The organism is Bradyrhizobium sp. A5 (genome assembly GCF_042076515.1).
GTDB classification, from domain to species: domain Bacteria; phylum Pseudomonadota; class Alphaproteobacteria; order Rhizobiales; family Xanthobacteraceae; genus Bradyrhizobium; species Bradyrhizobium cosmicum.
This window is the reverse complement of the sequence record NZ_CP148990.1, coordinates 3,629,156-3,651,368: the sequence shown is the minus strand read 5'-3', so window position 1 is coordinate 3,651,368 and position 22,213 is coordinate 3,629,156. Positions and strand designations below refer to the sequence as shown.

The 22,213-nt window shown below is 62.0% G+C and carries 23 protein-coding genes, 2 tRNA genes and 1 pseudogene; 16 read left to right on the top strand and 10 right to left on the bottom strand.

From position 1 onward, the window contains the following. Positions 1–70 precede the first annotated feature (70 nt). From WHZ77_RS17500 to WHZ77_RS17485, 4 genes and pseudogenes are all read left to right on the top strand, one after another. A pseudogene (locus WHZ77_RS17500) lies at positions 71–667 on the top strand (ABC transporter ATP-binding protein); the annotation flags it as partial. Positions 668–884: 217 nt separating this feature from the next. Continuing rightward, on the top strand, positions 885–1,658 hold the full coding sequence (locus WHZ77_RS17495) for an outer membrane protein (RefSeq protein ID WP_375309076.1): 774 nt from the start codon (positions 885–887) through the stop codon (positions 1,656–1,658). Positions 1,659–1,799: 141 nt separating this feature from the next. After that, positions 1,800–1,873 (top strand) — tRNA-Cys (locus WHZ77_RS17490). A gap of 167 nt (positions 1,874–2,040) precedes the next feature. Then, a complete protein-coding gene (locus tag WHZ77_RS17485; RefSeq protein WP_375309075.1) occupies positions 2,041–2,187 on the top strand; it encodes a hypothetical protein in 147 nt (48 codons plus the stop codon). A gap of 79 nt (positions 2,188–2,266) precedes the next feature. On the opposite strand, the gene WHZ77_RS17480 is transcribed toward WHZ77_RS17485, so the two are convergent. Continuing rightward, positions 2,267–2,476 (bottom strand): hypothetical protein, encoded by a 210-nt coding sequence (locus tag WHZ77_RS17480; protein ID WP_375309074.1) that lies wholly within the window; start codon positions 2,474–2,476, stop codon positions 2,267–2,269. A gap of 268 nt (positions 2,477–2,744) precedes the next feature. Between WHZ77_RS17480 and WHZ77_RS17475 the strand changes: the two genes are divergently transcribed. The 6 genes from WHZ77_RS17475 (at position 2,745) to WHZ77_RS17450 (ending at position 10,453) form a co-directional block, all read left to right on the top strand. Beyond that, a complete protein-coding gene (locus tag WHZ77_RS17475; protein WP_375309073.1) occupies positions 2,745–3,005 on the top strand; it encodes a hypothetical protein in 261 nt (86 codons plus the stop codon). Positions 3,006–3,459: 454 nt separating this feature from the next. Further along, complete coding sequence (locus tag WHZ77_RS17470; RefSeq protein ID WP_375314749.1) at positions 3,460–4,341, top strand: ABC transporter substrate-binding protein; 882 nt, start codon at positions 3,460–3,462, stop codon at positions 4,339–4,341. A 193-nt stretch (positions 4,342–4,534) separates the two neighbouring features. Then, positions 4,535–6,157, top strand: coding sequence for an ABC transporter permease subunit (locus tag WHZ77_RS17465; RefSeq protein ID WP_375309072.1), 1,623 nt, complete (start codon positions 4,535–4,537; stop codon positions 6,155–6,157). A 49-nt stretch (positions 6,158–6,206) separates the two neighbouring features. Then, positions 6,207–7,448, top strand: a complete 1,242-nt coding sequence (locus WHZ77_RS17460; RefSeq protein WP_375309071.1) for an acetamidase/formamidase family protein — start codon at positions 6,207–6,209, stop codon at positions 7,446–7,448. A 272-nt stretch (positions 7,449–7,720) separates the two neighbouring features. Further along, complete coding sequence (locus WHZ77_RS17455; RefSeq protein ID WP_375314748.1) at positions 7,721–10,054, top strand: acetamidase/formamidase family protein; 2,334 nt, start codon at positions 7,721–7,723, stop codon at positions 10,052–10,054. Positions 10,055–10,069: 15 nt separating this feature from the next. Further along, positions 10,070–10,453 carry a RidA family protein gene (locus tag WHZ77_RS17450; protein WP_375309070.1) on the top strand — a complete coding sequence of 128 codons (384 nt, stop codon included), beginning with the start codon at positions 10,070–10,072 and terminating at the stop codon, positions 10,451–10,453. Between the two features lie 342 nt (positions 10,454–10,795). Here the strand turns inward: WHZ77_RS17450 and WHZ77_RS17445 are convergent, their stop codons facing one another. Beyond that, entirely contained in the window at positions 10,796–11,851 is a 1,056-nt protein-coding gene (locus tag WHZ77_RS17445; protein WP_375309069.1) for an IS110 family transposase, read from the bottom strand. An 863-nt stretch (positions 11,852–12,714) separates the two neighbouring features. Between WHZ77_RS17445 and WHZ77_RS17440 the strand changes: the two genes are divergently transcribed. The 4 genes from WHZ77_RS17440 to WHZ77_RS17425 all read left to right on the top strand — a co-directional run bounded on the left by WHZ77_RS17440 (position 12,715) and on the right by WHZ77_RS17425 (position 14,118). Then, positions 12,715–13,083, top strand: coding sequence for a hypothetical protein (locus WHZ77_RS17440; protein WP_375309068.1), 369 nt, complete (start codon positions 12,715–12,717; stop codon positions 13,081–13,083). 134 nt (positions 13,084–13,217) lie between these two features. Continuing rightward, positions 13,218–13,292, top strand: a tRNA-Asn gene (locus WHZ77_RS17435). A 320-nt stretch (positions 13,293–13,612) separates the two neighbouring features. After that, on the top strand, positions 13,613–13,828 hold the full coding sequence (locus tag WHZ77_RS17430; protein ID WP_375309067.1) for a hypothetical protein: 216 nt from the start codon (positions 13,613–13,615) through the stop codon (positions 13,826–13,828). Beyond that, on the top strand, positions 13,825–14,118 hold the full coding sequence (locus WHZ77_RS17425; protein ID WP_375309066.1) for a hypothetical protein: 294 nt from the start codon (positions 13,825–13,827) through the stop codon (positions 14,116–14,118). Before WHZ77_RS17430 ends, WHZ77_RS17425 begins: the two co-directional genes overlap by 4 nt. A 429-nt stretch (positions 14,119–14,547) precedes the next feature. Here WHZ77_RS17425 and WHZ77_RS17420 read toward each other — a convergent pair whose 3' ends face one another. Together WHZ77_RS17420 and WHZ77_RS17415 are read right to left on the bottom strand one after the other, a co-directional pair. Beyond that, complete coding sequence (locus tag WHZ77_RS17420) at positions 14,548–15,015, bottom strand: hypothetical protein (protein ID WP_375309065.1); 468 nt, start codon at positions 15,013–15,015, stop codon at positions 14,548–14,550. Positions 15,016–15,346: 331 nt separating this feature from the next. Continuing rightward, positions 15,347–16,189 (bottom strand): hypothetical protein, encoded by an 843-nt coding sequence (locus WHZ77_RS17415; RefSeq protein ID WP_375309064.1) that lies wholly within the window; start codon positions 16,187–16,189, stop codon positions 15,347–15,349. Positions 16,190–16,323: 134 nt separating this feature from the next. Here WHZ77_RS17415 and WHZ77_RS17410 point away from each other — a divergent pair, with 134 nt between their 5' ends. Beyond that, positions 16,324–16,605 (top strand): hypothetical protein, encoded by a 282-nt coding sequence (locus WHZ77_RS17410; RefSeq protein ID WP_375309063.1) that lies wholly within the window; start codon positions 16,324–16,326, stop codon positions 16,603–16,605. Positions 16,606–16,797: 192 nt separating this feature from the next. Then, positions 16,798–17,424: a hypothetical protein gene (locus WHZ77_RS17405; RefSeq protein ID WP_375309062.1), complete on the top strand. Its 627-nt coding sequence runs from the start codon at positions 16,798–16,800 to the stop codon at positions 17,422–17,424. 84 nt (positions 17,425–17,508) lie between these two features. On the opposite strand, the gene WHZ77_RS17400 is transcribed toward WHZ77_RS17405, so the two are convergent. From WHZ77_RS17400 to WHZ77_RS17375, 6 genes are read right to left on the bottom strand one after another with little or no spacing between them, the layout of a single operon-like run. After that, positions 17,509–18,123 (bottom strand): 2OG-Fe(II) oxygenase, encoded by a 615-nt coding sequence (locus tag WHZ77_RS17400; RefSeq protein WP_375309061.1) that lies wholly within the window; start codon positions 18,121–18,123, stop codon positions 17,509–17,511. Positions 18,124–18,145: 22 nt separating this feature from the next. Continuing rightward, positions 18,146–19,582, bottom strand: coding sequence for a terminase large subunit domain-containing protein (locus tag WHZ77_RS17395; protein WP_375314747.1), 1,437 nt, complete (start codon positions 19,580–19,582; stop codon positions 18,146–18,148). Beyond that, positions 19,518–19,910 carry a hypothetical protein gene (locus tag WHZ77_RS17390; protein ID WP_375309060.1) on the bottom strand — a complete coding sequence of 131 codons (393 nt, stop codon included), beginning with the start codon at positions 19,908–19,910 and terminating at the stop codon, positions 19,518–19,520. The genes WHZ77_RS17395 and WHZ77_RS17390 overlap by 65 nt, the downstream gene beginning before the upstream one ends. Further along, positions 19,910–20,659, bottom strand: coding sequence for a hypothetical protein (locus WHZ77_RS17385; protein WP_375309059.1), 750 nt, complete (start codon positions 20,657–20,659; stop codon positions 19,910–19,912). Before WHZ77_RS17385 ends, WHZ77_RS17390 begins: the two co-directional genes overlap by 1 nt. Positions 20,660–20,668: 9 nt before the next feature. Continuing rightward, a complete protein-coding gene (locus tag WHZ77_RS17380; protein WP_375309058.1) occupies positions 20,669–21,673 on the bottom strand; it encodes a hypothetical protein in 1,005 nt (334 codons plus the stop codon). Positions 21,674–21,676: 3 nt separating this feature from the next. After that, positions 21,677–21,880, bottom strand: coding sequence for a hypothetical protein (locus tag WHZ77_RS17375; protein ID WP_375309057.1), 204 nt, complete (start codon positions 21,878–21,880; stop codon positions 21,677–21,679). Positions 21,881–22,213 lie beyond the last annotated feature (333 nt).

The window sequence follows — 22,213 nt, the reverse complement described above, 5'->3', positions numbered from 1 at the left end:
GTTCGTCGGCACGGTCACGCTGCGGCGGAAGGCGGCGGTCCCGCACATCGTCTCCGCACTGAACGACGTCAGCCTCGACATCCGCGCGGGCGACCGCCTCGCCATCATCGGCGGCAATGGCGCCGGCAAGACCACCTTGCTGCGGGTTCTCGCCGGCATCTATCATCCGACCACGGGCAGCGCGGACGTGTTCGGCCGCTGCCTCTCGCTGTTCGATCTGTCGGCCGGCATCGACGAAGAGGCGACCGGCTACGAGAACATCATGCGGCGCGGACTCGTGATCGGCGCGCGGCGCGCCGAGATCGATGCGCGACGCGCGCTGATCGCGGAGTTCACCGAGCTCGGCGATCGGCTCGACCTGCCGCTGCGCACCTATTCCAGCGGCATGATGCTGCGCCTGATCTTTGCCGTTGCGACCGCGGTCGAGGGCGAGATCGTGCTGCTCGACGAATGGATCGGCGTCGGCGACCAGCAGTTCCGCAAGAAGGCGAGGGAGCGGCTCGACCAGATCGTTGCGCGCGCCGGCATCCTGGTGCTGGCCTCGCACGACGTCGATCTGATCAGGAGTACCTGTAATCGCGCGGTCCTGCTGCAGCAGGGGCGAATCGTCGCCGCCGGCACCACAGACGAGATCCTGAACCAATATCTCGAGAACGCAGGAAAGTAATCGTCGCGACGCGTTCGACTGCAAGGCGTCAATCGTCGCCGCCTGCTTTGTCGCCTCAAGCATCACGATTGTTGTATGCAATCGCTCCTGAGCTGCCGCTAGGGCGGGCAGTGTGACTTTTCAACACTAGCGAAATGAACTGGAATCCGTAAATGTACGGACACACGAGATTGAAACATCTCGGTATTTCTTTATCGATCATTCCGTCGGGGTTTCCATGAAAGTTCAGTTCGCCGCTGCCGCCGCCGTTCTTTTGGCCTCCACCTCGCTGGGTTACGCAGCCGATATGGCTGTAAAGGCACCCTATGCCGCGCCGGCAGCCGTCTGGAACTGGACGGGATTTTATGTCGGCGGCCACGTCGGCGCCGGTTGGGGTACGACGGAGTCAACGCTGACCGCCATCAATCCCGGCGGCGCGATCCCGGGCGGGTTTGCCATCGCCCAGAACAGCCGGAGCGGTTTCCTCGGTGGCGGCCAGGCCGGCTACAATTTCCAGTCCGGCTGGGCTGTCTTTGGTGTCCAGGGCGACATTGCCGGGATGGACGTGAAGGGCACGACGCCCTGTCTGGGTGGCGTTGCTTCGTGCACGGCGAAGAGCGATTGGTTGGCTACCGTGACCGGTCGGTTCGGCGGCGTCGTCGGCGATCGCACCCTCGTCTATGTGAAGGGTGGCGCGGCCTGGATGCACACGGACCACTCCTTGAACATCCCCGGCGGTTTTGGTGGACCATTCGGCGTGGGTGCTGTGAGCTCGAGCAGCACGACGTTGGGTTGGGTGCTGGGCCTGGGCGCCGAATACGCGTTTGATCACAACTGGAGCGCGTTCATCGAGTACGACTACATCGACTTCCAGAAGAAGAACATCGCATTCGACTTCTCGGGTCTGGTCGGCGCCCCCGCGTCGGCAAGCGTCGATATCAAGAACAAGCTCTCGATCGCGAAGGTCGGCTTGAACTACAAGTTCGGCGGCCCGGTCATCGCAAGATACTGATCGGCTCTCAGTCGCGTGAACGGAAAAGCCCCGCTCGGCGGGGCTTTTTTGTTGGGCCATGAAGCGGTTAAACGCGGCTGCGCAAGTCGGACGAAGGCGGTTGCCTAAGCCCTTGATCCCCTATATTGCTCCCGCTTAAGGGGCCACGTGGCGGAGTGGTTACGCGCCGGTCTGCAAAACCGTTTACTCGGGTTCGAGTCCCGACGTGGCCTCCATCGCAATACTCTGATCTCTCAGCACAATTTGCTCTCGGCGCAGGTCCCGCCGCAGCTGGTACACCGGGTTTGCCCGGGGCTCGGCGGAAACACTCGATTCAGTCCCGGTGGCATAGACTTCGCATCGGCGAAGTGATGCATCACGAACCCCTGGAGCTGGAGAGCACGTGGGCGACATCGTACGATTTATCCCGAAATCAGAGCTGGAGCGGGCTCGCCTCATTCGCGAGGCCCGTGCGATCTATGACAGCATCTTTCCGCCGGCCGAGCCTGACCGGACGCCGCAGGACGGCGAGGAGCGCGTCAATACCTGATCGCGCCAGTGCCTGCGAAGGGCATGGCATAAGTTGAACCGCCCGCGAGGCGGGCGCATTCGTTCACGGTGAAGCGGCCTCAGCAGGCCGCGTACCAGCCGTCCGGAAACGGCAGCAGGGGCCAGGCGCCCTCGTTGTCATTGGCGGCTTTGGGCGTCGCGACGAAGCTCCACGAGCGGGGCACGAACTCTTCCTCCGGCGCGAACGCCAGATCGTCACGGACCAAATCTTCGTAGACCATGGCGTCCTGAACGGCATCCAGCAGCAAATTGAATTCGGCTTCGCTCATCACACCCTCCGGAACGCGGATGGCGCAATGTCGCAAAGCCGGCTTGTTTCCCGATTGAGCCGATCGTTTGCATTTTAACGATCTGGCGATCAGGTCCCGCTTGGTTAGCGATCTCTAAAGATTCCCAGGAAATCCCGGATGGAACCTTAGTCAGGCGGGGCCGGCGGCCCGTGTGAATGAGATCACATTCTCGGCGGTTTATTTCTCTTAACCCTTCGTACACCGGCCAATGGAGGCCGGGACGGGCAGGGCGGACGGGAGAGCAGTCATGAAGGCAAGGTTCTTGCGGTTTGCGGGTGTGAAGAGCCGGGCACGCCGCGCCTCGACGGTCGGGCTGTTCCTGACGCTGTTTGCCTCCGCCGCTCATGCCCAGGGCACAGCCGAGCAGCGCCGGGCCTGCACGCCCGATGTCTACCGGCTCTGCGCCGGCGAAATCCCCAACGCCCGCGCCATCACCGCCTGCCTGCGACGTAACCGCTCAAGCTTGAGCGAGGCTTGCCGCAGCGTGTTCGACCAGGCCGGCGGCTGACATGGCCGGTCTGTGAGTTTGTGCGCAGCAAGTGGCTCGCGCGGGCTCGCGAATCCGGCATAGTCGGCCTGTGGATATGCTGCGGACAGGCTGTGGAAGACGAGTATCTGTTTCGAATGCCAGGCGCAGATCTGTCCTTGGGTCGTCATATCTCCGTTAAATAGTGCCACCAAATGGTTCGCTCCTCGTGCGGATCATTGTGCCGCGTTGAACTATTTGGTTCCCCCGAATTCGGAATCGCTTACCGCGGCGTCCCTCATGCCCGAACAGTTTTTGGGCAGCCGCCTGCCCAAATGACGGGCTCCCTCCGTCCAATTTTTTGTACGCCCGCGGACAAGCTTTCCGGTCCGCTCTCCACCTAGGCTCGCCGCCGAGATCTGGAACATGGCCATTGCCATGACAATCGAAGGAGCTGGAGATGGAGAGACGGGTATTTCCGCAGGCGCAGCGGAGGATGTCGCGCGCGTTGCCATGGCGCAAGGTCGCACTCGGCGCCACCATCGCTGTCGGCCTCACAGCCGCAGCACCGCTGAGCGCGCAGGCTGCCGCGCCCGCCGCCTGCGCCGCGCTCCAGGCCAAATATCCGGACTGGAAGGGCAAGACGCTCGTCAACGCCATCAACCCGCACACGCCGGGCTACGAGACGATCGATCCGAAGGACCCCAGCAAGTATATCGGCTTCGACATCGATCTCGGTGAAGCCATCGGCGAATGCCTCGGCTTCAAGCTGACCTACAAGCCGGTGACGTTCGCAGCACTCCTGACCACGCTGGCCGCGGGCCAGGCCGACATCGTCATCTCCGACATCTATGCCACCAAGGAGCGCGCCAAGGCGGCCGACTTCATCACCTACTCGAAGGTGTTCGACGGCGTGCTGGTCGCCAAGGGCAACCCGAAAGGCATCAACGGCATCAACATGTCGATGTGCGGTGCGGCCGCCGCCGAGAACACCGGCTATGTCGAGGTCCCCCTGATCCAGGCGCTGATCCCCGAATGCAAGAAGGCCGGCAAGGCCGAGCCGACCATCCAGCTCTACGACAACAACGCCAACTGCATCCAGGCGATCCTCGCCGGCCGGGCCGATACCTATGTCAACGACGTCAACACCGTCGACAGCGCGGTGAAGGCCTATCCGGACAAGCTGGAGAAGGCGATCGCGGTGACGATCCCGTATTCGGTCGGCATCGCCGTGCCGAAGGACAAGCCGAAATTCCGTGATGCCGTGCTCGCCGCGCTGATCGAGGTGCAGAAGGCCGGCACGCACATGGAGCTTCTGAAGAAGCATGGGCTCGACGTGAACAACTTCAAGGAGCCTGACATTCTGACGGCAGACTAGAGCGCGGTTTACCTCTCCCCGACGGGGAGAGGTCGGCGCAAAGCGCCGGGTGAGGGGGCGCGGCAAACTCGGTGCAGCCTACCCCCTCACCCGGATCGCATCGGACGATGCGATCCGACCTCTCCCTATGGGACAGGTGACCATTGTCATCGCCTTCGACCAGATCTGATCCCGCTTTGAGGACTGCCGACTGATGTCGCTGTTCTTCCACTATCTCAGCATGCCCTACCTGCTCGAGGGCATCGAGCTCACCCTCGAGGTGACTGCCCTCGGGCTCGGCGGCGGATTGATCCTCGGATTGATCCTCGCCGGCATGCAGCTCTCGCGCTTCTGGGTCCTGGCGGCGATCGCCAGGGCCTACACCGTGATCTTTCGCGGCACGCCGCTGATCCTGCAGATGGTGTTCGCCTACGATGCGCTGCCGCATATCGGCATCAAGCTGCCGGCGGTGCTGGCCGCCGGCCTCGCGCTCGCCTGCAACGAGGCGCCGTTCATCGCCGAGATGCTGCGCGCCGGCGTGCTCGGCGTCGATCGCGGGCAGGTAACGGCCGGCCAGGCGCTCGGCATGACGCCGCGAATCCTGATGTGGCGCGTGATCGCGCCGCAGGCGATCCGCACCATGATCCCCGCCTTCGGCAACGAGGCCGTAAGCGCGCTGAAGAATTCCTCGCTGGCCTCCGTCGTCGCGGTCCAGGAGCTGACGCTGCGTTCGACCCAGCTGGCGTCCTCGACCTTCGACTTCTTCTCGATCTTCTTCGCCTCGGGTCTGCTCTATCTCGTGCTGACCTTCGCCATCAGCGTCATCCAGCTGTTCGTCGAATGGCTGCTCGATCTCGACCGTGCCAAGGGTCGCCAGCGCAAGCTGGTCGACTATCTGCCGTGGCGCCGTGTCGGCCTCGTCACCACGCTCGAACCCGCCGAGGCGACCGTCGCCGATCCCGAACCCGTGCAGGCCGAGACCGCCGACACGCCGCCGCTGGCGCTGACCCGTGATGAGCGCACCCGGCGGGCGGCAACGATCGCGCGCAACAACATCGCGGTCGAAACCAGGGACCTCACCAAGAGCTACGGCACGCAAAAGGTGCTCGGTGGCCTCGATCTCACCGTGCGCGTCGGCGAAGTCGTCGCGTTGCTCGGGCCCAGCGGCTCCGGCAAGAGCACGTTGCTGCGTTGCATCAATCATCTCGAAAGCTGGGACGGAGGCACCGTTCGCGTCGGCGGCCGCCGTCTCGGTTTCGACGACGACGGCAAGCTGCTGTCGCCGCGCGCGATCGCCAACGAGCGGGCCACCGTCGGCGTCGGCATGGTGTTCCAGCAGTTCAATCTGTTCGCTCATCTCTCGGCCAAGGAGAACATCGCCGGGCCCCTGCGCTGGGTCCACGGCATGACCCGCATCGATGCCGACCGCCGCGCCACCGAGCTGCTCGACCGGGTGGGGCTGTCGCATCGTGCCGACGCGCTGCCGCGGCATCTGTCCGGCGGCCAGCAGCAGCGTGTCGCCATTGCCCGCGCGCTCGCGCCGAACCCGAGCGTGCTGTTGCTGGACGAGCCGACCTCGGCGCTCGATCCCGAGCTCGTCAACGAGGTGCTGGAGGTGATCCGCCGCCTCGCCATCGACGACGGCCTCACCATGATCATCTCGACCCACCAGATCCGCTTTGCCGACGAGGTCGCCGACCGCGTCGCATTCCTGAGCGGCGGCAAGATCATCGAGGAAGGGCCGGCGCACGAGGTGCTCACAAATCCCCGCAATCCGCTGACGGCACGTTTCCTCAGCGTCATGGAGGCCGACAAGGCTCCGGAGGCGGTGCGATGAGCGCAGCGCCCACAAGGTTAAAGACCGCGTTTCCCGAAGAGGCCACCTCATGAAGCACTTCACGCTGCCGGTTTCGCCGAAGACCGTCCACTGGGGCTATTTCTCCAAGACCGTTGCTCCGGCCCTGACGCTGCGCTCGGGCGATCGCGCCACCATCGAGACCCTGACCCATCATGCCAACGATGATTACGAGCGCATGATCGCGGGCGATCCCGGCGCCGAGAGCGTGTTCCAGTGGACCCGCGAGCACAAGGCCGTCGCGCGGCGCGGCTCGGGCCCAACGGAAGGCCCGTTCATCCGCGGCGCAGGCGAGGGGATCGGCGTGCATCTGCTCACCGGCCCGGTTGCGATCGAAGGAGCCGAGCCCGGCGACATCCTCGAAGTGCGCATTCTCGACGTCCGGCCGCGGCCGAGCTGCAGCGCCTGCCATGCCGGCCGCTGCTTCGGCTCCAACGTCGCAGCCAACTGGGGCTTTCACTACCACGATCTGATCGAGGAGCCGAAGCCGCGCGAGGTCGTCACCATCTTCGAGCTCGACACCTCGGGCGAGCCCTACGCCAAGGCCGTCTACAACTACGTCTGGACTCCGCAGACCGACCCCGATGGCATCGTACATCCGACCATCGACTATCCCGGCGTTCGCGTCGACCACGCCACCGTCACCAAGCGCGAGAACATTCTCTCCAGTGTGAAAGTGCCGGCCCGTCTGCATTTCGGCACCATGGGCCTCGCGCCGTCGGAGGCCGATTTCGTCAGCTCGATCCCACCGAGCTATACCGGCGGCAACATCGACGACTGGCGCATCGGCAAGGGCGCACGGATGTTCTATCCGGTCGCGGTCCCCGGCGCCTATTTCTCGGTCGGCGATCCCCATGCCGCCCAGGGCGACAGCGAGCTCGGCGGCACCGCGATCGAGACCTCGCTCACCGGGGACTTTGAATTCGTCCTGCACAAGAAGGCCGACCTGGCCGGCACCAATCTCGAAGGCCTCGACCATCCCATGCTCGAAACCGATCAGGCCTGGTCGTTCTACGGCTTCACCTATCCGAACTATCTCGCCGAGCTCGGCGCTGGGGCCCAGACCGAGATTGCCAATCACAGCAGCCTCGACCGTGCGATGCGCGATGCGTTCCGCAAGCTCAGGCGGTTCCTGATGACCGTGCACGGCCTGAGCGAAGACGAGGCGATTTCGCTGCTGTCGGTCGGCGCCGATTTCGGCGTCACCCAGGTGGTCGATGCCAATTGGGGCGTCCACGGCACGATCCGCAAGAATATCTTCCGATGCGACTGAATCTCTCCTTTGTCATTCCGGGGCGACGCAAGCGTCGAACCCGGAATCCATTTCACCACCGTCCCCTGCGCCCAATGGATTCCGGATCGCGCTTGCGCGCGCCCCTGAATGAAAAAAGGGGGCTCGCAACACTCTAATACTCTGAGGAATCGTCCATTTCCCGGCATGACCACGTGACCAGCGAACCTCATCTGCGCCCCGTCGCGGCGACGGACGATCGCGTGCGTCTGGCACAGAGGTTGCTTCGATCCACCGCAACCTGGGTCGATCCAATGAGCTTCCGCCCCTTCACAAGCGAGTCCTATGCGCAAGACGACCGCCCTGAAGCCTGGCGGGACGTGCTGGCGGCGGTCGGCCTGCAACCGGCTACCGGTCATTCCTTTCCGGACGGACACGCGACGGCGTCGCATCGCCATGCCGCTGGTGTCGCGTTGACGCGCATGGCGGCAGGCGCGCAGACCATTGGTCCGCTCTCGCAAGCGATCGAAGACCTTCCGATCGCTCTGATGCCGGTCGAGGACGGCATGGTACTCAAGAGCGCCGGCGGTCATCGCATCGTTCCCGTGGGCCATCTCGTGCTGCTGCCCCGGAGCGGCGACTGGAGCATCGTGTTCCAGCGCGACATGCGCGCGATCGTGCTGTCGGTGACGTCAGAAGCGCTGCGCGGCCGGCTCTCGGGCAAGCCGCGTCTCGGCGAGCCCCGCGTGGTCCCGCCGAGCGGCTTCGCCGACGTGTTCGCGCGCCTGCTGGACGCGACCGCGCGCTCGCTCGACAGCTTGAGCGACGCCGAATGGAATTCGGTCGCGCACTCTCTCGTCGATCTGCTTTTGACGCTCGCGCATCAACTGGCGGCCTCGACCTCCGACGCAGGGTCCAGCGCGACCCAGGCCGCGCTGCTGCACCGGATCTGCCAGACCATCGAGCGCCGGCTCGACGATCCCGAATTGGTGCCGGCGCGCGTCGCGCAGGCCGAAGGAATCTCCGAGCGTTACCTGCAGAAGCTGTTCGAGACGGTCGGCGACAATTTCACCCATTACGTTCGGGAGCGCCGGCTTCAGCGCGCCTGGGCGGACCTGTCGAACCCGAGTGAGGCGCATCACTCGATTTCGGAGATCGCCTACGCGTACGGCTTTGGGGATTCCGCGCATTTCAGCCGGGCCTTCCGCCATCGCTTCGGCCTGCCGCCGCGCGAGTTTCGCCAGCAGGAGGCGGAGCGAGCGACGGTGCAACACGGCGTGGCCGGTCAGCGCGGCTGGCCGCAGGACGCGCTGGCGCAGCTTCGCGGGCATCAGGCGGGCGCGGAGGCGCGCGGCGATGTCTTGCGCGCCGGCTCCGACGAGCCGAGGACGGCGGAACGCAAGCACCATCATCTTCCGATCGAGGCGAGCCGTGTTCACTGGGGCTATTTCAGCCGCTCGCTGCAGCCGCAGTTCGAGATCGCATCGGGCGATACCATCACCATCGAAACGCTGACCCAGCACGCCTCCGACGACCCCGAACTGATGATTGCGGGCGACGCCGCCGCCGAGAGCGTGTTCGGCTGGACCAGGGCGAGGAAGAACGTGGATCGCCGCGGCGCCGGACCGATGGACGCCAGCGTGTTCGGCCGCGGGGCCGGCGAAGGCTTTGGCGTGCATATCTGCACGGGGCCGGTGGCGGTGAAGGATGCCCAGCCCGGTGACGTCCTGGAGGTGCGCATCCTCGACATCGTGCCGCGCGCGAGCCGTCATCCGAAACATTCAGGCCGCGTGTTCGGCTCCTCCGTCGCGGCCTGGTGGGGTTATCACTACGGCGAGTTTCTCGCAGGGCCAAAGCCGCGCGAGGTCGTGACGATCTACGAGATCTTCGACGATGCGGTCGCGCCGCACGCCCGCGCGCTCTATTCCTACCGCTGGGAGCCGCAGACCGATCCGTCCGGCGTCGTGCACGCCACTTACGACTATCCCGGCATTCCTGTCCTGCCCGGCACGGTGAAGCGCCGCCACGACGTGCTCGACGGCATCCGCATTCCCCTGCGTCCGCATTTCGGCGTGATCGCGGTGGCGCCGCGCGAGGTCGATTTCATCGACTCCGTGCCGCCATCCTATTTCGGCGGCAATCTCGATAATTGGCGGCTGGGGAAGGGCTCGACTGTCTATCTACCGGTTTCGGTCCCCGGTGCGCTGTTGTCGGTCGGCGATCCCCACGCCACCCAGGGCGACGGCGAGTTGAGCGGCACCGCGATCGAATGCTCGATGACCGGCACGTTCGAGGTGATCCTGCACAAGAAGGCCGATCTCGCCGGCCGGCCCTTCGCCGATCTGTCCTATCCCCTGATCGAGACGGAGACCGATTGGGTGCTGACCGGCTTCAGCCATCCCAACTACCTCGCCGAGTTCGGCGCGCAGGGCCAGAGCGAGGTCTACGCAAAATCCTCGCTCGACCTCGCCATGAAGGATGCGTTCCGCAAGATGCGCCGCTTCCTCATGAACGTCAAAGGCCTCAGCGAGGACGAGGCGATCGCGCTGATGTCGGCCGCGGTCGATTTCGGCGTCACGCAGGTGGTTGACGGCAATTGGGGCGTGCACGCGATCATCAGCAAGCGCCTGTTTCAGGACGCGCTTTAAGACAAGGATAACCCGGTGAAATTCCACATGATCAGCGGCGGGCCGAAGCCGGTCGCGCCCTTCAGCCACGCCGTCGAGACCGACGGGTTTGTCTTCGTCACCGGCCAGATGCCCGACACGCCGCAAATGCCCGGCGTGCTGCCCGATGGCATCGTCGCGCAGACCCATGCGGTGATGGAGAACCTGAAAGTGGTGTTGGCCGGTCTCGATCTCGGCCTCGAGCACGTCGTGATGACGCGGATCTATCTGACGCGATTCAAGGACGACTACACGGCGATGAACGAGACCTACCGGACGTACTTCCCGCAGGGTAGCTTGCCAGCCCGTACCTGCGTCGGCGTCACCGGTCTTGCCTACGACGCGCTGATCGAGATCGACCTGGTGTGCCGGCGGCCGTGAATTCAGCTTTCGTAGCCCGGATGAGCGAAGCGATATCCGGGACTGCCGTTCGCCGAAAATCCCGGATGTCGCTCCGCTCATCCGGGCTTCTGTAACGGGCCCTGGTTAGTCAATCCCTTTTTGCGCGATCCTGTTGCCGGGCACTTGCTTCTGTACGGGATCGGCGCGAAGGCCGTCGCCTGATGGGGTGCATTTGAGGAGCCGGCCGGCCAATCTACGGAAGCGTGGTTATGACCCACTTCCCGGATGGCGGCCTGACCGGATCCATCGTCCCGGCTAGGGACCTCGCTCAGGGAGAGCCTGATGTCGTGACTCCCCCAGAACCGATTGATGCTTCCTTGTTTAAGTTGCGGCCATGGCGATGACCTTGGCCTTGTTTTTGACCTCGGGGTTGAAGGGTTTGGCATCGGCGAGCATGCGATGCAGGATGACGGCAAGCTTGCGTGCCAGGGCGACCTTGGCCTTGCGCATGCCGGCCCGATTGGCGATCCGCATGGCCCAGCTCTTGAGCGCCGAACAATTCTTCAGCGGCTTGGTCAGCATGACGTGAGCCGCCTGGTAGAGCGCCTCGCGTACGGAGGCGTCGCCGATCTTGCTGATGCGGCCGGTATAGTCGGTTTCTCCTGATTGGTATTTCCTTGGGGTCAGACCAAAGTGTGCGCCAGTGGCCTTCGAGGAACGGAAGCGCTTCGGATCGTCGATCGCCGCAGCATAGGTGAGCGCCACGATCGGACCGACGGAAGGCGTCGTCATCAGGAGCTTGGCGGAGGGCTGCGCTCTGGCGAGCTTCTGGGTGTGCCTGTCCAGGCTCTTGAACTCCTGGAGTAGCACGGCATGGGCCTGGAGGAGCGCCTTGGCGACCAGCTCAAGTCCGGGGTGACCGGCGACGAGTTCCCGGATACGTTCGGCGAAGGTGCGCTCGGTGGTCTTACCGACCTTCAGGCCGAAGCCCCGCAGCACGCCGCGCAGACTGTTCTCGACATCCTGCAGCTTCGACTGCAGCAGCTTGCGGGCCGTCAGAATGGCCCGCGTCTCCTGCGATGCAACGGATTTGCAGTGCACCGGCCGGAACCAGCCCAGCCGCATCAGCTGGGCGATCCCGCGCGCATCGTTGCGGTCTGACTTCACCGGCATTGCCTTGAAGGCATCGCGCACGTGCCGCGTCTCCAAGAGCTCGACCGCAAGTCCTGCATCCCGCATCGCCGCGTACAGCCATTGCGACAACGGACCTGCCTCCAGACCGATCCGCTCGCACGTCAGCCCCAGCGACCCGAACCACCCGATCAGAGCCTCCGGCTCGCTCAAAACCTTCGTCTCGCGCAAAATCTTGCCCGCTCCATCCACCAGGCAAACGCTCGAGCATTCCAAAGACACGTCAATTCCTGCATAGTGGTACACGGTCGTCCCTCATGATGCTTGGAGCGGGCTTGCCCGACTCCGTTAAACACCATCAATTTGAGGGACGACCGCCTTCCATCCAACAGGCCGCTCGCGAGCGCGCTTCCAAATCGCGCCGTAGCGAGCGGGCGGCCGGCCCGTTACCCCATCTACAAGCCTTTGTGTTGCCCGACGGGCAAACACACAAGTCAGGGGTCAATCAGCCGGCGCAAAAAGATTCCACTTTACCGAAATTCGGTTATGGCGTATTCAAGCCCCACCTCACCCCGGTCAGAGGGCGTATCGCGATCGTCACGAAACGTGGGGTGGGCTGCGGTGGACGCAGGCAGCATCGGCGCGACAGGCATCGCAGGGCGGGCAACCGTGAGCGAAGGCCATTGCGCACACGACCGGTGTGATTTGCGTACGGCAAAATCGTGTGGTCCTGGCGCCCGCAGGCTGGCGTCAAGCGTTGCGGTGATGCGTGCTGTCCAACCGGACATACGCATCGTCAGCCGCAAGGCGACGGGGGCAATAGTGCATCGCTCCCCGGGGAGGGCGCGACATAAGCCGTAAACCCACTGCGCAGGAAAGGCCGGATGTTTGGCTTCACCTGTATGCCGCTGTGCAGCCTCTTGTAGCGCAACCTTCGCACAGTGGACCGTGGGTGCAAGCCGGCACCCGGTCTTCCCTGCGCCCTCCGACATCTGAGGGTGTCGCGAATGAAGCAGAGCTCGGGCAACTCAAGTCGCGAGGGCGCGAAGGCATGTCCGCGCGCTGCGCTGGCTCCGGACCGACCTTCGAGGCAACGCCATGTGTTGCCGCGGCGCCTGCGCCGGTAGACGCCAGGCACCGGAGCCTGTTTCGATCGGGAGAATTTCAACATGAAGTCTTTTTATTCTGCACTGTTCGCGATCGGTCTCGCGGTCGCCGCTTCGCCGTCGTTCGCGGCTGACTCCCGCAATGTCACCGTCGTCAACGAGACCGGCTATGGCATCAAGTTCCTGGGCTTCAACGCGCCGGACGACGGGCTGGACGAATGGGACAACGAGCTCGACAAGGTTTTGCAGAACCAGGCCAGCACTTATGTCGAGTTCGACGAGGACGACGAGGGATGCGTGTGGAACATCCGCGTCGACTGGCAGAACTATGACGAGCCCGTGCTCTGGAAGAACGTCAACCTCTGCAAGTTCACCGCGCTTCGGCTGCGTTACGATTCCGGCACCAAGACCACCTCGTTCGTCGCCGAATAGACCGGCTTGACGCAGGCCCGGGGAGGGGCCCTCGGCTCCTTCCTCGACGCGTTGCGGAAGATGACGAATTCGTCCTTTGCAAGCGCAAGCGGCTTTGTTATACGCAGCCGCGCGCGGACGTCGGTTCGCTGCTTTCCTCGGTAGCTCAGCGGTAGAGCATCCGACTGTTAATCGGATGGTCGCTGGTTCGAATCCAGCCCGGGGAGCCAACAAATTCAAGCACTTAGCGCCGGAATGAGTTGGCAATAAGAAGACCGTTCACACGCCATGCACACAATTCCGTGATCGTCCTGGTCCGGCCTGATTCCATGTCAGGCGGTGCGCCGGGGGATTCCATCGCTCCCACGCCGAGCGAAGCGCTTTTTCCACGCCCTACGACGGGCAGTAGCTCGCCCGCGTTCCGAGCCACCAGTAATCGACAATTTGACTCCCCGCGATCGGCGCCATTCTTCGCGGGATGTCTCGCCCCGTCCGACATCGCGCCGGCCCCGGATCTGATGGCCGCCCCGTCAAGATCACGTTTGGCGAAATGCGCGCGATGGGCCTGCGCGGCGTCCTGGTCTATTGCCACTGCGGGCATCACATCGCATTGAACGCCGATCGCTGGCAGGACGAGGTGCGTTTGTCCGACCTCGAACCACGCTTCGTGTGTCAGGGTTGCGGCAGCCGCGGCGCCGACGTGCGGCCCGACTTCGAGCGGGGTGACTTGCGGCTGGCTATCAAGAGGCATCCACAACCCAAATGACCAACGGCTGGGGGCGGCCTTTCGAGGAGCCGATCGAGGTTGACGGCCGCGAGCTGGTGACGCTGCGGGATGCGGGCGAGTACATTGCGGCGCTGCCGAAGAAAGAGCACGACGCGCCGGAGTGGCGGGCTGCGATGGGAGCTTTGCTCCTGGTGGTCGAGCGCGGCGGTCCCACGCTGTTCGCGCGGATCGGTATTGTGCGGGCTTTGAATCGGCACCATGTCGTCGAATTCAATCCGAAGGGCAAGGAGCCGCACTGGGGTCGGCGCAAGCTCAAGAGGGATCAATGACCGTCGTCGTGCCCACGGGAAAAGCCGCAGTATGGTTCCAGCCCCACTGCGGCTTGTTTCCCGGGCAACTTGAAATGAACCGATGCTTAAATCTCGCCGGTGTTCACACAGTAGAACACCCCGTTCCGAAACTGGAGTCGGTATAACTACCGGAGTCCGCTTTTCTACGGATTGTTCCGTTTGCGGGAACATGACAGGGCTCGTTATTCCAGCCCCCTATGCTCCCGGCTGCCGATCCAATTGCGGATTAGAGCGCCGGGAGTGCTAGGCCCGCCAGCATTAACCGGCGGGCCTCATGTCGTCAGCAGTGGTACAGCGGGAATTGCGGCGCTCGAACAAACTCAATCCCGCTGATGTTCATTCCCGTTATGGCTATGCATGAGCTCAGCCGGAAGCACAGCCGGGCGATGTAGACGCGGATCAGGCGCATTAGGCCATCGCCCCTTGCTGCCAGTCTTGCGTCCCGACCTGTTCAAGCAGGCCGTCGAGGTCGCCGACGCCGCTCTCGTCAGGCTCCCGGCCGTCATGCTCGTCCTCAAGGTCAAGGCGGCTTCCCCGGGCCCAATGTTCTTGGTTGGCAGGGTCGCCACCCCAACCGTCACAGCTCCCCAGCGAAGGCTCCAGGTCGCTGTTGTCGAGCTCGAGGTCATCGGGACCGATGTTCTGCTCTAACTCGTTGTCGTCGACCGGCCCATCATCGACCTGCTCCTCTAGCTCATTCATGACGTAGGGGTCGGATGCATCCAGGAAGGCGATTAGCCGGGTGATCTCGGCGGATGCCTCTTTCCTGAGTCTGGCGAGGTCACTGAGCGCCCTTGCACGCTCCCGCTGTTGGATGTCGAGCCCGGTCAAAATCGCACGGGCGGAGTCCGCAGGTAGTTCTTTGATGTTTTCCATGTGGGTCGTGCTTTCGGTTTGGCTTCTCACAGCCGCGCCCAGTTACAGACTGGGCAGCCGGGGGGTGAGAACCTGCCGAAAGACAGGTCGTCGCGCTTTTAAGCCTCGCGGCTCTGGACATGGCGCAACGCCCCCGGCATAAAGCCAGAACGGCGCGCCCGCCAAGGCGCTCCAGTAGCGCCTTAGAAAGCCCGCCAAGGCTTTCCGCGCTTTCGGCAGCAATCGACGCCAATCGATCGCCAGCCTATTTCGGTCCGGGTTCTCACACCCACGGACATGCTGCTCCTGATTTGCTTAAAAATCCATCCCCTTTCGGGGCGCCTCGGCGCGTCTAGTCCCAGAGGCCGCGGCTCACGTAGTCGCCCCTGGTGCCTGAGCCGTCATTGAAGACAGCCTCGTCGAGCGAAACCAACGGGCTGTCACCGAACTTGCGATATTTGGTCGCGAAGGTCTGATTGTGCGCGGTGACGTAGCTCCGAATGCGATCCTTAACCTCCTCACGCTTCAGCGAGCCGGTCAGTAAATCCTCGAAGATCATGCTCACAATATCGTCGCGATCTGGCAGGCTGGCCGGAAGCATGGCGCGGATCCTGTAATAATCATTTTGTTCTTCGCGGACGATGGAGTTTTTGGCTCGCTGCCAACGAAGCAATTGCCCGCGCCTGATATTGTCTTTCGTCCTTTCGAAAACGAACCGATCGAATACCGGATCTTCGCGTCGGGCCCGCTTAAGAGCGTGATGCGCCAGCAGGCGCGTTGGTCGGCCCGCAGTCGTTATAGAACCGATCGTCGCCCCTCGCTCAAGTGCAGCTTTTACCTTTACCAGCACTCCGGGCTGCACCGAGCCGCCGGTCTTGTATCGCAGGAAGTGGCACATATTGCACTTCCGAATGACGCTGCCTTTGTCGAAGTTGAGCCGTTGGTGCACGACAAATGGATGCCCAAATTTGCAGTGGGTTTTGCTCCGGTTGTAGTTGCCCTTCCTTCGCTGCGCGACAACGGCATTTGCCTCAATGAGAGGGCGCGCCGTCGCTGCATACTCTGGATGATCCTTGAAGTAGATCTCAAGGCGCGCTGCCGTCACTCCGAAGGCCCTCGGGGTTTGTCCGACTCGAAGGCCCGCCAACAACCGCAGCGCTAACGGTTCTCGGATGCTGTACAGCTTCGCCCGCATGCTCGCCTCCACAAAGCGCCGAATTGCGCCGGGGAAGGGCGCGCCTGAGTCGGGGCGCAAGAATGACGTGGCGGTTGCGAAAAATGGCGGTTGCCTTTGCTCGCCCGTTGCAGTTGTATGGGTGAGGGGGCACCATGCAAAGCAAAGTTGTTACCGGCGCGCGCACGTTGATTGCACTCTTTGCGGCCGGTTTGCTAGGCGGCTGCGGCGTAGCGGCAAAGATCGAGGCCAGGAACGATTACCGGACCTCAGCCGATCAGTATAAGGCCTGCCTCACTGCCAATTCGGCAGCGCCGCAGAATTGCGAAGGCCTACGGCTCGCAATGGAAACCGATGAGCGAAAATTCAACAATCTGTCTGCTGGCACAAATCCCGGCTCTCAGACGTCGCATAACGTGACGGTCCTGAACCGCTGACGTTAGGGGCCCTTAGCGCGTCCGCGTAATTCTTGAGTTGGAGCAGGAGAGTTTTACCGTGAGACGGATTTCTGCGTTGGTCGCCCTGTGCGTCTCAGCAGCGTCGTAGATGCACGGACCTCGCCACATCGAATTTGTGCTTGCCGCCATCCTGTTAGTGGGATGGGCATTTTACCAATGGACGCATTAGCCATGGCCGACGAGCACGCCGATGTGAAATTCATAGTCGACTCAGCACCGCGATTAGCCGGGATCGCCACTTTAGCGGCCATGTCCTTTGGGCTTGGTGAGGGAGTAAACGAAGCCATCAAAGAGTCGCGCGGAAAAACCAATTACCCTTACGGATGGTCACAGGCCGCCCTCGGGTTTCAGGATGGTACGCTCATGATGGCAATTGTGCGAACCTGCATTCTCCTAGACAGCGACCCGAAGACGGTAAGTTTACAAGGGATCTTTAGGCGTCTGAAAATACCTGGAGTCCAGCGCGCCCTCATCGAAAAGGTCTATGGCGAACACGAAGGCTTTCAAGCCATATTCGGTCCTTCACCTACTGAAATGGTCGCGGATTTTCTTTCATTGTACGGCGAGATTGATTGGAAAATGCATTCAAGGCTCATCCACTTTCGCAATTTTGGAGTGGTCCACCTGCTAGATCGCAAAAATTGGAAGTCCATCAGGTTCGACGAGATGCGCCATATGGTCGTGTTGGTTGGCAGGCTCAGTGACAAGCTAACAGAGCTTTGTCGCTCGCCTGTCGCACCTGTCGGGCACCTAATCAAAGAATGGCGCCTGTACGGCACGGAAGCTCTCGCCAGATAGTCATGTCGGGGCGAAGATCGCGCTTGCTGTCCGACCCTCACCGTCGGGCTCAACCGAGTCGATACGACAAGGGGTAGTTTTGCCTTAGCGGAACTTCGCGCCAGTGACCCATATGACAATGGATTTGCGGATGCCCTTGGTAACTGGCCGAACCGAGTGCAGAATAAAACTTGGAAATGCAATGACCCGACCTTTCGGTGTCAAAACCCGTTCTGCATGAGCCTCATTTCCCAAATTGACCATGAATTCTCCGCCTTCGAAATCATCATTGAGCAACAGAGTCAGGGAAAGCTTGCGAGGCTGCACCATGCTTGGCGGTAGACTGGCTTTGCCCAAGCAAATATCCATATGCCAATGATAGGCCCCCCGCTCGGCAGCATTGTAGGTGGTATACTGAAATGCGCCGTATCCATTGAGATCAAACCCGTAGAATTGATTGTTGAGTCCCTCGATAACGGCATTCATGCGCTCGTAGATCCAGGCAGTATCATCGTTACGTTGATGAAACTTGATGTCGCAACGGCGCCCATCCTCGATTTCTTCCAAACCCATAACCTGAGCGCGTTCGAGGCCTTGAGCATCGCAATAATCGATGATTTGCCCCAGCTCTTCGTCCGTGAAGGCGTTATCCCACCACACGAACGGATATGTCACGACTGAGCGTTCGTAGGGAGAATTGCTGATTGTGCCATATTTCAAGACGGGTCACTCGGCATCAACGCTAGCCGCTCATCCAGGCGCCGCCGTCATGCCCGCCGCCCCAGAAGAAACCCCGCCGGCGCCGCGGCTTGTCTTTGCGGTAAATCTGCTCGGCGAAGCGGAGCATCATAATCCCGTAGCGAGTGGCTGAGAGCAGATCGTCCCCCAGCTTCACGACCTTGCCGTCCTTGCGGTGAAACAGCCGGAATTCCTCAAACCAGTCGAGCAGGGTGCTGAATACCTTCAGCTTGCCGGTTTCCATTCTGGTGAGCATGTCCATAAGGCCTGCCTCAACGCTGACAGAGCCATCTGCAAACTGCGCATGGACGTCCAGCATGTTGAGCTGCTGAGCCCGGTACTGCTCCGCCAGCGCCACGCCGGCGCCCTCCAGCGTCTCCCGCCGTCCGTCACGGGGCCATGCCCAGGGCAGGGCGCCCCACGACCTGATTGCGCCAGCGTGCACCACCGGAGTGGCTTCCCGCAGCCTATGGGCCTTGATCACATAGACGACGTCCTGATCAGCGTCCCAAGCGAGCTCCACAGCGGCAAAGGGGTGGTCCCAGCCGAAGTCCATGCCGCCGATCCGGTGCCAGTGGGTAGGGATATCGAACGGCGCAACCGTGATCGACTCCTCCGTGACCGGGAAGATGCGGCCCGAGCCCAGGATAGGGACGCCCTTGGTGCGGGCGTCTCGCTCATGGGCGGGATAGCTTGCGATGATCTTCTGCCGCTGTTCTGGAGTGTAGTGCTCTGCGTCGTCGATCGTCATAGACGTGTCGTGGCGATCGGAGGACTTCTCGAGCAGGAAGCGCCTCACCACCTCAGACATGCCCAGCAGAGGGGTGAAGGTCAGCCAAACTGGCCCCTGGTGGAAGTTGGTGCGGGTCAGTCCTTCCGAATAGATATCCTCCGGGGGCTCCTCATCGAACCAAAGCCAATGCAGGGTTTCGCCCTGCCATTTCTCACGGCCCTGCACGTAGGATTTGAGGCTGATCGAGCTTTGACCGGCTTGTACGTCACCACCACCGCCCCAGCGGACGACGATGCTGCCGACCAGATCGGAGACGCCGGCGCCCGGCGTCGTCTCGACAATAGCATCCTTGGGGATAGATCCCGTCCCATGCTGTCCAACGCGGCCGAGCAGGATGCGTTGCGGATTGTCCCGCAGTGTCTCGCCGGTCGGGCTGCCGACCCACGCATAGGTCGGTTCATCGAAAACCTTACCCTTCCAATCGTCCGGGTATCGACCCGTCGCGTGCATCGCGGCCTCAAAGCCGCCGGCGATCGTCTTGCCGACCTGGTTGGCAGCGCGAAACAATCGCTCTCGATAAAGTTGGCCCGCTTCGTGAAATGCGCGCTGCTTCGGGTAGGGGCGGTAATACTTCAGCCGGTTCTCAGTTAAGCGCCGGTTTAGCTCCGCCTGTGCCTTCGCCAGCGCTTTGGCCTCTTTCTCGCTCAGATGCTTTTCGGCGGATGTCGTCGATGATTTCGCGGAGCTCTTCGTCGCCGACGTCGTCATACCGATTGTCCTCGATGGTGTATTCCTTCGGAAGCACGCTGGCGATCAGCTTCAAATAATCGCGCGGGTTTTCCCGATAGACGATCTCGATTGCCGCCTGACCGCGCGGAAGGCTGGACGCGCTCTCCGCGGTGCCTCGCATGTGAAAGTGATCCAACAGCGCCTGGATAAAATCGGCATGCAGCTTGTTGCGCGCGCCTTTGTGGCGACCGCCATTGCCGCTGTTGCCCGGCAGAAAGCGGCCGGTCTTTGCGTCTTGCTCGGCCATCAATCCTCGTCGCCGCGGTTGGGGTTGTTGCTGAACATGGAGCCAAGATCTTGGCTCTCGTCGTGCTCGACATATCCGCCGGGGTGGGTGTCCGCGGACTCGGATTCGCGCTCGAATGTCTCTAGCGCGTCGAGATCCGTTACGCCGTTCTTGTCGGTCGCCTTCTCCCAATTCGTACGGCCGCCCTTTTCTGCGGCCTCCACGTCGTTTCCGCCGAACGTCTTTCGAAGATACTGCGTAAGTATGTGCTCATGGTTCGGCTGCTCGTTGTAGCTCCTCTCAAAGACCTCGTGAGCGGCTTTGTCGTGCTTGCCGTCGGCGATCATATCGTCCAGGCGCTCGCTTTTGCCCACATGATCACGGGAAAGCTGCGCATACGTTTTATCGTCAATCGTGCCGTCGAGCCACTTTTGTTCCAAAGCGTCAGCCTTGACCTTGCGCTCGGCAGATTTCCGACTCTCCGTAACGTCACCGGAATCTCGATCGCCGTCATAACCGCGCGCTAGCGCCTCCAGATCCTTAAGGGAGCCATCGGCTTGCATCTCGGAAAAGACGTCCATCGGCATTTCGTCGAGCAACTGGTGCCAGAGATGCGATTCATAGTCTTTGAATTCCTGCTGCGTCAGCTTGCCCGCTGAAAGCATGCTGTGCGCGTGCGCAATCGCAATATTGGCTCCGGTAAGGTTGTCGTGCCATTCGGGATTGCGCTTGGCGAATGCGTTCCGCTTAAGAAGTTCTCGGCTCGTCATAGAGCGCCCCTACAGTTTGATGAAAGTCGTGGCGAGGATGGTGGGCTGCACAGTGCGGTGAGGATTGCCACCGCCCGTGTTCGCTGCATTGTTGATGGTGATGCCAGTTGTTGAACTCCCCGTATTTCCAGACGTGGCAGAGCCAAGGATACCAGCGCCCGCACCACTAGCGCCAAAGGAGATTGGCTGTTGGTAGGTGTGGGTATGACCAGGATCCGTCAGAGTGTTCGGATGCGTATGAGCGGGGATCTGTGCAGCCGTAAGGGTCAGGCTTTCTCCGCCTCCAGAAGCACCAAGCACGGTTGCAGCGGTTCCAAAATACGTTGCCGTAAGACGCCCCGCAGCCACGTTGCCCATGTCGTCAAGGCTTGCGACTATGCGACCGCGACAATCAGGCAAAGTGAGCTGTTTATTCGCTGCCCAATCCGCCGCAGCAGATGCTCCACGACCACCCCCGATAGCCAAATTTGCATCAGCGCTCCAGAGATACTGGAATAGGGCCTGCGCATCGAGGTTCGCGCGCTCGGTTGCCCCGGAGCTTGCGGAGCCGATCGTGCGGCCATTGCAGCGGACCCATCCGGTCAGCGTGTTGGTGCCGTAGAACTGCATGAAGGCGCCGGTTTGGAAGATCGTCGTGGGATCGACCGTTCCGCCCCCGCCACCACCGCCGGAAGGACCGACAATCAGCAGATTGTCTTGGACGAGCTTCTGAGAGCCGTTCCTGTCGGTGAGGCGAATTTTGATACTGCCATCCGCACAGAACAGCTGCGGCACACGACCAGCTGCGTCGAGCGTGACAGGGTTGGGGTACACCAGCGTAAGCGCCGTATCTTGGTAGCAGTTCTGCGGAGTGGACGTGGTGCCAGCTTGGATCAGATAGAGCTTGCCGCCGCTCAGTGGCTTGGCGAACTCGTCAAGCTGCTGCGTCATGCTGATGCCAGGGATGGTGCCGGCTGCAAACGAGGGCGCGATGAACGCCAGACTGAACAACCAGGTCAGGAAGTGACGCTTCATGGCTCAGCCCTTCCGCATCACGGCTTTGTAAAGCTTGGTCGTGTCCTCGCGGAGGATGGAGACCAGGTCCGAGATCTTCACGGGGTTGAGACGGGCGCCCTCGATGCGATCGGCAATGCCGGCAATCAGCGACGCAAAATTCTCATCGGTTGAACCGTGGCTGATCTCATGGACGAGATCTTCATGGGGCTTGCTATTGGACCTCATCAGGCTGCCCCCGCCATCGTCGCACGCGGGGAGGGGATCACGCCCTCCCGCCGCAGACGCTCAACGACCGTATCGCGGAGGAAGTTTGAGCGAGTGGTGAAGCTGGCCGCCGCTGAGCGATCGATGACCTCGAGCAGCTCAGGCGAGCACTTGAACACGGCCCGCTCTGTGAAGTGATCAGACGTTTGTTCGGACATTTTGTTTCGCACCAATGAATGATTTGGTGCGACCAGTATACGCCTACGAGAATCCGAAGAAAGAAAAAACGTCTGTCAGATCAATTGGTTACAGTTGTTCGGCGTGGTTGACGATGAAACTAAGTCGCGTGCAGTG

Bases quoted from the DNA above. Each gene is read 5' to 3' on its own strand.
- WHZ77_RS17495 (WP_375309076.1), top strand. From the start codon at position 885: ATGAAAGTTCAGTTCGCCGCTGCCGCCGCCGTTCTTTTGGCCTCCACC.
- WHZ77_RS17480 (WP_375309074.1), bottom strand. From the start codon at position 2,476: ATGAGCGAAGCCGAATTCAATTTGCTGCTGGATGCCGTTCAGGACGCC.
- WHZ77_RS17475 (WP_375309073.1), top strand. From the start codon at position 2,745: ATGAAGGCAAGGTTCTTGCGGTTTGCGGGTGTGAAGAGCCGGGCACGC.
- WHZ77_RS17470 (WP_375314749.1), top strand. From the start codon at position 3,460: ATGTCGCGCGCGTTGCCATGGCGCAAGGTCGCACTCGGCGCCACCATC.
- WHZ77_RS17465 (WP_375309072.1), top strand. From the start codon at position 4,535: ATGTCGCTGTTCTTCCACTATCTCAGCATGCCCTACCTGCTCGAGGGC.
- WHZ77_RS17460 (WP_375309071.1), top strand. From the start codon at position 6,207: ATGAAGCACTTCACGCTGCCGGTTTCGCCGAAGACCGTCCACTGGGGC.
- WHZ77_RS17455 (WP_375314748.1), top strand. From the start codon at position 7,721: ATGAGCTTCCGCCCCTTCACAAGCGAGTCCTATGCGCAAGACGACCGC.
- WHZ77_RS17440 (WP_375309068.1), top strand. From the start codon at position 12,715: ATGAAGTCTTTTTATTCTGCACTGTTCGCGATCGGTCTCGCGGTCGCC.
- WHZ77_RS17430 (WP_375309067.1), top strand. From the start codon at position 13,613: ATGCGCGCGATGGGCCTGCGCGGCGTCCTGGTCTATTGCCACTGCGGG.
- WHZ77_RS17425 (WP_375309066.1), top strand. From the start codon at position 13,825: ATGACCAACGGCTGGGGGCGGCCTTTCGAGGAGCCGATCGAGGTTGAC.
- WHZ77_RS17420 (WP_375309065.1), bottom strand. From the start codon at position 15,015: ATGGAAAACATCAAAGAACTACCTGCGGACTCCGCCCGTGCGATTTTG.
- WHZ77_RS17415 (WP_375309064.1), bottom strand. From the start codon at position 16,189: ATGCGGGCGAAGCTGTACAGCATCCGAGAACCGTTAGCGCTGCGGTTG.
- WHZ77_RS17410 (WP_375309063.1), top strand. From the start codon at position 16,324: ATGCAAAGCAAAGTTGTTACCGGCGCGCGCACGTTGATTGCACTCTTT.
- WHZ77_RS17405 (WP_375309062.1), top strand. From the start codon at position 16,798: ATGGCCGACGAGCACGCCGATGTGAAATTCATAGTCGACTCAGCACCG.
- WHZ77_RS17390 (WP_375309060.1), bottom strand. From the start codon at position 19,910: ATGGCCGAGCAAGACGCAAAGACCGGCCGCTTTCTGCCGGGCAACAGC.
- WHZ77_RS17385 (WP_375309059.1), bottom strand. From the start codon at position 20,659: ATGACGAGCCGAGAACTTCTTAAGCGGAACGCATTCGCCAAGCGCAAT.
- WHZ77_RS17380 (WP_375309058.1), bottom strand. From the start codon at position 21,673: ATGAAGCGTCACTTCCTGACCTGGTTGTTCAGTCTGGCGTTCATCGCG.
- WHZ77_RS17375 (WP_375309057.1), bottom strand. From the start codon at position 21,880: ATGAGGTCCAATAGCAAGCCCCATGAAGATCTCGTCCATGAGATCAGC.